The organism is Ornithinimicrobium sp. CNJ-824 (assembly GCF_001942405.1).
GTDB classification, from domain to species: Bacteria; Actinomycetota; Actinomycetes; order Actinomycetales; family Dermatophilaceae; genus Ornithinicoccus; species Ornithinicoccus kibberensis.
On sequence record NZ_MKKA01000032.1, the window covers coordinates 1 to 7,662 of the forward strand.

Annotated in this window: 3 protein-coding genes and 1 pseudogene; 3 read left to right on the forward strand and 1 reads right to left on the reverse strand. The window is 61.9% G+C overall.

Going from position 1 to position 7,662, the window contains the following annotated elements; all coding sequences use genetic code 11:
• Nucleotides 1–314: 314 nt before the first annotated feature.
• Nucleotides 315–1,477 (reverse strand): annotated as a pseudogene (locus tag BJF81_RS21535) (glycosyltransferase family 4 protein).
• Nucleotides 1,478–1,715: 238 nt separating this feature from the next.
• Between BJF81_RS21535 and BJF81_RS10630 the strand changes: the two are divergent.
• From BJF81_RS10630 to BJF81_RS21540, 3 genes are all read left to right on the forward strand, one after another.
• Entirely contained in the window at nt 1,716–2,696 is a 981-nt protein-coding gene (locus tag BJF81_RS10630; RefSeq protein ID WP_075958325.1) for a glycosyltransferase family 2 protein, read from the forward strand.
• 123 nt (nt 2,697–2,819) lie between these two features.
• On the forward strand, nt 2,820–4,331 hold the full coding sequence (locus BJF81_RS10635) for a lipopolysaccharide biosynthesis protein (protein WP_269087328.1): 1,512 nt from the start codon (nt 2,820–2,822) through the stop codon (nt 4,329–4,331).
• Nucleotides 4,332–4,819: 488 nt separating this feature from the next.
• Complete coding sequence (locus tag BJF81_RS21540) at nt 4,820–5,314, forward strand: beta-1,6-N-acetylglucosaminyltransferase (RefSeq protein ID WP_083664164.1); 495 nt, start codon at nt 4,820–4,822, stop codon at nt 5,312–5,314.
• Nucleotides 5,315–7,662: the final 2,348 nt, after the last annotated feature.

Here is a 7,662-nt window from a genome sequence, read left to right on the forward strand (position 1 = left end):
GAGGTCGTCCAGGCGGGTGAAGGTCGTCAGGTCGGGGCGCGTGAAGGTAGCGTCGGGCATGTCGAGGTCTTTCGGATGGCTGGCGTAGGAACCTCCATCTTCGGAAGACCTCGACGCCTACCCCGTGACCGACGCGCCAGCGCTCTCTACACCCTCATCTGTGAAGAGCCAGATAACGATCAACGGCCTCATCGAACTACACCGCCGCATCGCCCGAGGCCTCACGAACTTCCAGAACTACCGCCTGCGCATGCCGCCTCATCGGCGGAGGCCTGAACCTATGACCCCACCCTCAAAGACGAAGAGCCCGTTAACTAAGCCCACGCTTGGATAGCAGTCAGTAACTGATCGTACGTCGAGCTCCAGTTGGCGGACTGCGCCCGCTCAAGGGACTTCAACTTATGGGCGGCGAGCTGTTGAGGATCGGAACATTGGTCGAGTGCAACCGCGAATTCTTGAATGTTCTCAGGGTCAATGAGGATCGCGGCGCCCCCACAGGCTTCGGGCAGTCCGCCTCTGTTGGAAGCAACAACAGCCGCTCCTGACGCCATTGCCTCTAAGGCTACCATCCGAAGGGCTCCTGCCACACAGAGGGGACGCAGACGATGTCCGTTGCGCGGAGCGCAGCCGCTACCTCCGCCTGGGGGACGAAGGGTGTCCAGGTCACATTCAGAGCGTGCTGGAGAGCGAGTTTCCTAAGTGACTGCTCATACGTGCTGAGTGCGCGATCAGGCTGATGTTCGGCGCTGCCAATTACCTGCACGGACGCGCCCTTGAGCTTCGAGGCGCCAACTGCCTCCAGTAGGAGGTGCACGCCTTTGTGGGGAGCGATCTGACCAACGTATGTGATTGTCAGGGGGTCGTCCAGCGATTTGGTCGCCGTTGGTGACGGATAAAACAGGTTGTGATCGACGCCGTTATGAACAACGGCTGAGGGGCGGGGAAAAGGTCCGAATCTTGATTCTTCGCGGTTTAACGCCTCTTGGCTCACGAAGATTAGCCCGTCGGCTGCGCTCAGCAGTCGCTGTGCTTCTCTATGGGAGTAGCTCCGTGACAACGGGTTATGTATGTAAAGAATAAGCAAGGCTTCTGACATTGCCTGACGCCAGTTCGGAAGGCTGGCCGCCGCGTAGTGCCCCTCATGGACGAAGACCACGTCGGGTCTGATGCTTCTGAAGCCTGCGATGGCAGGGTCCTGCAGACGTCCATAGTGGGGTCTTCGCAGTCCTATCTTGCCAAAGGCGAAGTCCGTGACCAGTTCACGTCGATTGAACCACCCGCGGGGGCACGTCGAACTGTAGTCGATAGCTACATCTGTCGCGTCTTGAATATGAAGGTCTCTATTGTGAGCTGCCGCCACCGAGGTTAAGCCGCCACGCTGGGCATGCTCAGATGTGATTCCCTGAATTACCCGCGCGATAGAACTACCGGCCAGCGACAGGGGTGTAGGGACATGTCCCAAGTGGGGCGAACGCATCAGACCACCCTACGGCTCATGGCCCCTGAACGGTGGCAACCGCCACCTTGGCCTCACATGGGCGCTGGCAAGCAGCCGATCTCGGGGGGGCGGGGTTCGGTCCCCTGACTCGCTGGCGGATTCCTCTCGGGTTCGGGTGCCCACGCACTGAGGAGCAGGCTGTCGCTCATGTGGGGTTCCCGAGGCGTGGTGCCCGTAGACTGGCGGGACCTTACTACGGAGCGTCCTCGAGGGGAACATGAGCGAGTTACTGACGGCGAGTGTCGTCATTCCGACATACAACCGTGTGGACTACATTGCGACCTGCCTGCAACACGTTCACCGGCAGACGGTTCAGCCGGTGGAGGTGATCGTCGTGGACGCCTCGCCGAATCATGGCACCCAACGCCTCGTCGAGCAGTTCCCTGGCGTGACGTACATCCGTAGTCGTCACGGCCGTGGCACAACCGCCACGTCCCGCGCGATCGGGGTTGAGCGCTCATCCGGTGACGTCATCGTCTACCTGGACGACGACGCCTACCCATCACCTACGTGGCTCGCAGAGTTGCTGAAGCGGTACGGCCCTCCGGACGTGGCGGGGGTTGGCGGTCGAACTGACAACGGCCAGCCTCATGAGGAACATGAAGGACTGGACGAGATTGGCAGGTTGCTGCCGAATGGTCAGCTGACGGGGCACTTCGCCGCGCGCAGTTCGGGCGACGTTGAGGTGGACCATCTCTTAGGCGCCAACATGTCGATGCGTCGAGACGTCATCCAGGAGTTGGGTGGGATCAGGGACTTCTACCCCGGAACATGTCTGCGAGAGGAGTCGGACATCGCGTTGCGAGCGCGGGCTGCCGGGTACAGACTCATCTACACACCGGATGCTGTCGTGCGACACGTTGGTGGGACGTATGCCCGTGGGCGTCGGTTCGACCTGCGGTACGAGTACTTTGCTGCTCGCAACCACGCGGTGTTGCTGCGCACTGCGCTCGGACCGGATGATCCTCGTGCACGAGGTGCGGCTCGGCATGCCTTGGCGCAAGTAGGTCGGAACCTGACGTATGCGGGGCGCTCGGTCCTAGGCCATGAGGGAGGCGGGGATTCCCGGATCCGGGGATTCGCCAACGGCGCATCCCGAGCTCTCGTGCATGCTGTGGGATCAGCCGTCGGCGTGGTGCGTGCCCGACAGTACCTGCGAGATATGGGGGCGCGGGAAGATGTCCCCACCCACGCATGAACTTCCTTACGCCTGTCTACGCCCAGGCGCACGAGATAGTGCAGCTAGCCAAGCCGTGCACCCATGACAGATCCTGTGGCTGAGTCCCGGGGCAGCCTGCAATCGCGTGCCGCGCGAGGCGTGATGTGGACGGGCGTCCACACCCTCGTGTCGCTCCCGGTGGCGTTCGTTGTCAACCTCCTTCTCGCAAGAGTGCTTGGCGCCGCCGACTACGGTCGCCTGGCGCTGCTAACCGCGATACTGGAGGTCGCTGGTGTGGTTGTCGGCCTAGGCGTCGGGACGGCGGTGCTGCAGTTCGGGGCGAAAGCTCACGCTAGGGGCGACCGGAATGCTGTTCGGGCCTTGCTGTCGAAGTCGCAGGGATTCCGACTCCTCTGGACCGCACCCATTGTGACCGGGGTCGTCGTCCTGTTTGCCAACGCTCCTGCCGGTCTGCTCATCGCGGCGCTCCTGTTCGGCGTTTGGCTTCCTGCCGCCACAAGTGGAGGCCCAGCCTGTCTAGCGTTGGAGAACAAGGCAGACCGCGGCGCGCAGGTTGCGATGGTGACCAACCTGTTCCTGCAAACCGCAGTCGTGATAACCGTCGTCACTGTTGCTACTGCGGACGCGGTGTGGTTGGTCCGCCTAGTGGTGGGTGGAGTGTCGGCAGCTGCCACGCTTATCTTCGTCAGCAAAGACTATCGCAGAGCTGTCCTGGCACCGCGGCTGCCGATTCGCTTCCCGTCGGGTTTTTGGAAGTTCGCCCTACCCACCGGAGCCTCGGCAATCATCGGAACGCTGGTGGCATCACGCACCGAAGTCCTCTTCTTGGATCGCCTGGCGACCGCGGAGCAAGTCGGAATTTTTGCACTAGCCTACGGTCTCTCGACACACATCTTTGCGCCTGTGCAGACACTGATGAATCCGCTCGTGCCAGCGATCTCGGGTCTACGAGAAGTCGACGCCCCCACCCTAGGGAGGGCCTTGTCCCGCTCCCTGCGGGTGACCTCCACTGTGGCCGGTCTGATGGTCGCTTCAGCTCTGCCTGCGCTCGCACTCCTCGTTCCGCTCCTCTACGGCGCGGAGTTCACGGAAGCTTCCGGGATGTTTCTGGCGCTCGGTGCCGCCGCGGGCCTTGCGGTTCTGGGCAGTCCGATGCGCATCTTCGTGTTGTCCCAGCTGCGCGGTGGGTCTCTGCTGTGGGTTGATGTTGCCGCGCTGGTGGTAGCCGTGACTGCAATGATTTTTACCATTCCCATCTATGGCGCGTGGGGGGCGGTACTGGCCAAGATCGCTAGCTCAGCCACCCAACTGCTCCTGGTGTCTGCGGTGGAGCTGCGGAGCGGCACCCTAGGCGTGGTGCAGACTTTCAGGGCCGTGGGGCCGTCACTCATCGCCTGTGTTGCTCTCGGCGTAGCATGGACCGCAGGATCCCTCATCGGCGTGCATCCCCTCGTGGGCGCAATCGTGGCCGGGTTCTTGGGTCTAACGTTCTTTATGGGTGGTCTTCGGGTCGCAAAAACAGGCCTGACAGATGCCGATGCGGTGCTCGTCCTGACCACCTTGCCTCGATCACTGCGCCGATTGGTCGGTCCCGTTCTGCGATCCCTCACCTGGTCTCACGAGCCAGAACTGGACAATGGGTATAGTCCCTAGGGAGGAGAACACGTGGCGAAGGAGACCGTGCAACGCCCCCGAGTTGTCTACGTCGTGCTGACGCACCACAAGTCGGACGAGGCGATTCGACTGGTTCACGCGATACTCAGGTCCTCACCTGATGCCCAAATCATGGTCTACCACGACGCGCGTCGGTCGGCCCCACCGGCCATAGATCATCAACGCGTTGAGGTTCTGACCCATACCCATCCAACCGACTGGGGCTCGTGGGAGATCGTCACCACGACGATGCAAGCATTCTCTCACGTACACAGGACGTACAGTCCCGACCTCGTTGTACTTGTCTCGGGTCAGGACTATCCTGCACGTCCGCTCCGGGAGTGGGAGCGCCAAATGATGCAGGTGGGGGGGTGGGTGGGAACCTCTTGGCCCCTGGAATACCGACGCGATGGGGGAAAGCCTATGGTGAGGGCAATGATGAGTGGACACGCTATGCGTATCGATGGCTGCGCCTGCCAGGGGCCGCTATGATACGCGACTCGACATCGCGTCCGGCAGCGTGGCTTCGATGGGCCCTGTCGAGGGTTGGTCACTATTTGGAGCCGCTTATTGCTGTCCGGGTCGTCTCACGTGGCCGTGGTTACCACCTAGGTCTGCGCCGGTGCATCCGGAAGCGGCGAAAGTTCTACAGGGGGTCTCAATGGGTTGCCCTGGACCGACCCTCTCTTGAACACTTACTGTACCAGTTCACGGAAAATCGTCAATTGAATCGGGTATTTAGGCGCTCGATTATTCCCGATGAGAGTTATGTTCAAACCATTATGACTCCCCAGTATCCGCCGGCAAGTGGGCCGCTAAACTATGTGGAGTGGGTAGTGGAAGAAGATGCGCCGCGGACCCTGACCATGCAGGACCTCCCAAAGGTCTTGGCTCAAGGCTCTCCATTTTGCCGGAAAGTGGAAATTGGCGTCAGCGACGAATTGATGGACGAGCTAGACCGTCGCTCCGCCATCTCTGCCTGATCCACTAGGCGAACGCGTCAACGGCCCTCAGAACCAGCGCGAACGCGTCACGAACGGCAGCAGTATTCGCGAGTCGGTCAAAGTCTGGAGCGGTGCCTATGTGTTCGAACACGGCAGCGGGTACGTCGGCGCGGCTGCAATAGATCACGTTTGGGGGGCTGGGGCAGGCTGATAGTGCGGAACGGGTCTTGCCGGTGCCAGCGTCGATGACAGGCACATGCAACGCGGCGCCGACTATCGCTGCATGCATGCTTGACGTGAAAATGCACCCGGAGTAGGCGAGGACTGCCATTGTCTCCCGCGCGCTCAGGCCACTAAGGCTGGGCACGCCTACCCGTTTCGCGGCCTCCCTAAGCAAGCGGTCTTCACCGGCGTAGCGACCGAGGGCGAGTGTGAGCAAGGGATGCCCCTTGAGTTGGTTTAGCAGCGCCTCGACGCCATGTACGTCCCACCCGTGGAAGGCGGCAGCCTGGAAGACAACCGGGGGCTCCTGAATCCCCAGGTTCAAGGCGATGTCGTGACCTCCGCGCGGAGCGCTTCGGGCTCATTCAGCCACGGGTGAGCGAATATCATGTCGGGGGCAACGAGAACACGATCGCTCGACATCCCAGCGGCGGCGAGGCGATCCGCGGCCTCGTGCGTCCTCACGTAGGCGAAGTCCACTTTGGCGAGCGCTTCGCGCACGCGCTGCTCCGCAGGAAGAGGGTGGACGCCGGTCGACACTAGGCCCACGCGGGTGTGCTTTCCCCAGCCCGCGGCGGGAAGCCACGGGCCGGCGCCTCTGGCGAGCCCAGCGGAGGCAAGGCGCCCGCGGAGCAGGTTCACCTTGGTACTCCGTCGAGCCGACGGGACGTTCAGCCGGTCCTGGGCGATCGTGAGGTAGTCGGCTCTAACCAAGTCCCCACCCCCGACCAGGGCGATGGCATGGCCGACAGCGTGCGGATGCATAGCTCGTGCAACTGCGCCGGCTGGTAGTTGGCCGGCGCGGTGCGCGTAGTGCGTGACCGACGAAGGATCGAAGCCGTTCTCCCGCATCAGTTCTGATAGGGCTAGGGGATATAGTCCATCCCCCCAATTATCGACCGTAAAATCGCCAATATGAGCGATATCGACATTCCGGGTCCGAGGACGCAGGTCTGGCACGTGAGGGTGCTCCTTACTTCGGCGGCGGCGCGGCCAGTTGATCAGTGGGACTAACGTGTAAGCCAAGGAGGTTTTCGCTGCCACGGCCTCCAGGCGGCTCCAGTTGTCTTCGTCAGTTCGTGAAGTCCCGTGATATTGGCAGCCTGAGTCGCGGCGTCGAGGTGGGCGGTTTCCTCTGATCGCTCATACGCGACGCCGACCTCCCCATGATGAAGGATGGGGGTCGCGTCCACGACGCCGAGTCGGAGATCTTCCCGTTGTGCTATCGCGGCCCATGATGCGTCGACCCCCCATCCCATAGCGGCCGTTGGCGGTATGGGCAGTAGACGTGGACGGGCTCGAGGGGATAGCGCGATCACAGGACCAATCTCTACGAGGCCCACCTGCCTAGCGGTTCGCAGGGGTTTCACCACGGTGTGTGGATGCGACCATGGCTGCCCTCGTTGTATGGCAGGACCCGCTAGGTCGAGTGCGCCTGCCACAGAATAATCGAGAAACCGCGTTTGCCCGGGTTGGACGAAAGTTGCGTCGTCATCAAAGATGACGATCCACGCTTCGTCTGGGACGGGGGCCACGTCGATTAGTCGCTGAAGCAACGGCATTCGCAGACCTGGCCCGTGGTTCAGGGTCAATTCTTGGAGTGAAGAGTCCACCCGTTGGAGAGCATGCAGCCGTACATCTGCCCTGGGAAGTTGGCCTAGCATCCTGCGAACATGCTGGACGTTCCTGTCGCGATAGACGCACATAACCACGATGGGCACTTGCGTGCGGGCTACAGGGTAGCGGGGGAGGAGGTGGTTCCAGGTGGCGACTCGTGTGGCCAGAGCTTCGCGTAGGGCTCGAGGTTGTATGGCTGTTCCGCCTTCCTTGTCTGGCGGGCGTGGCCAACCAGCGCCAAATTCATCAGGCGCGGGGGTCCTCCCGCGATGTTCGCCGACTGTTGGATTGGAGTTGTTCGCAGATTGGGACCGCAGCGGCCACTCTACTGGGGTTGACGAGACCGCACTGATGATCCGGTGCTCGAAAGCTACCGGAGGGTGAAGCGCCCCAGGATTGGTGCCGCATCCTTGTGAGTTGGAAGGATGCAGTTCATGCCGAAGAAGATGGATCCGTTGGTCAAGGAGCGGTGCGTGCGCCTGGTGCTGGAGCACCAGGGCGAGTACTCCTCGTTGACCGCGGCTGCTGAGCCTGGATCCGCCGAAGTT

What these genes read in the sequence shown, in the direction of transcription:
- BJF81_RS10630 (WP_075958325.1), top strand. Translation starts at nt 1,716, where the DNA reads ATGAGCGAGTTACTGACGGCGAGTGTCGTCATTCCGACATACAACCGT.
- BJF81_RS10635 (WP_269087328.1), top strand. Translation starts at nt 2,820, where the DNA reads ATGTGGACGGGCGTCCACACCCTCGTGTCGCTCCCGGTGGCGTTCGTT.
- BJF81_RS21540 (WP_083664164.1), top strand. Translation starts at nt 4,820, where the DNA reads ATGATACGCGACTCGACATCGCGTCCGGCAGCGTGGCTTCGATGGGCC.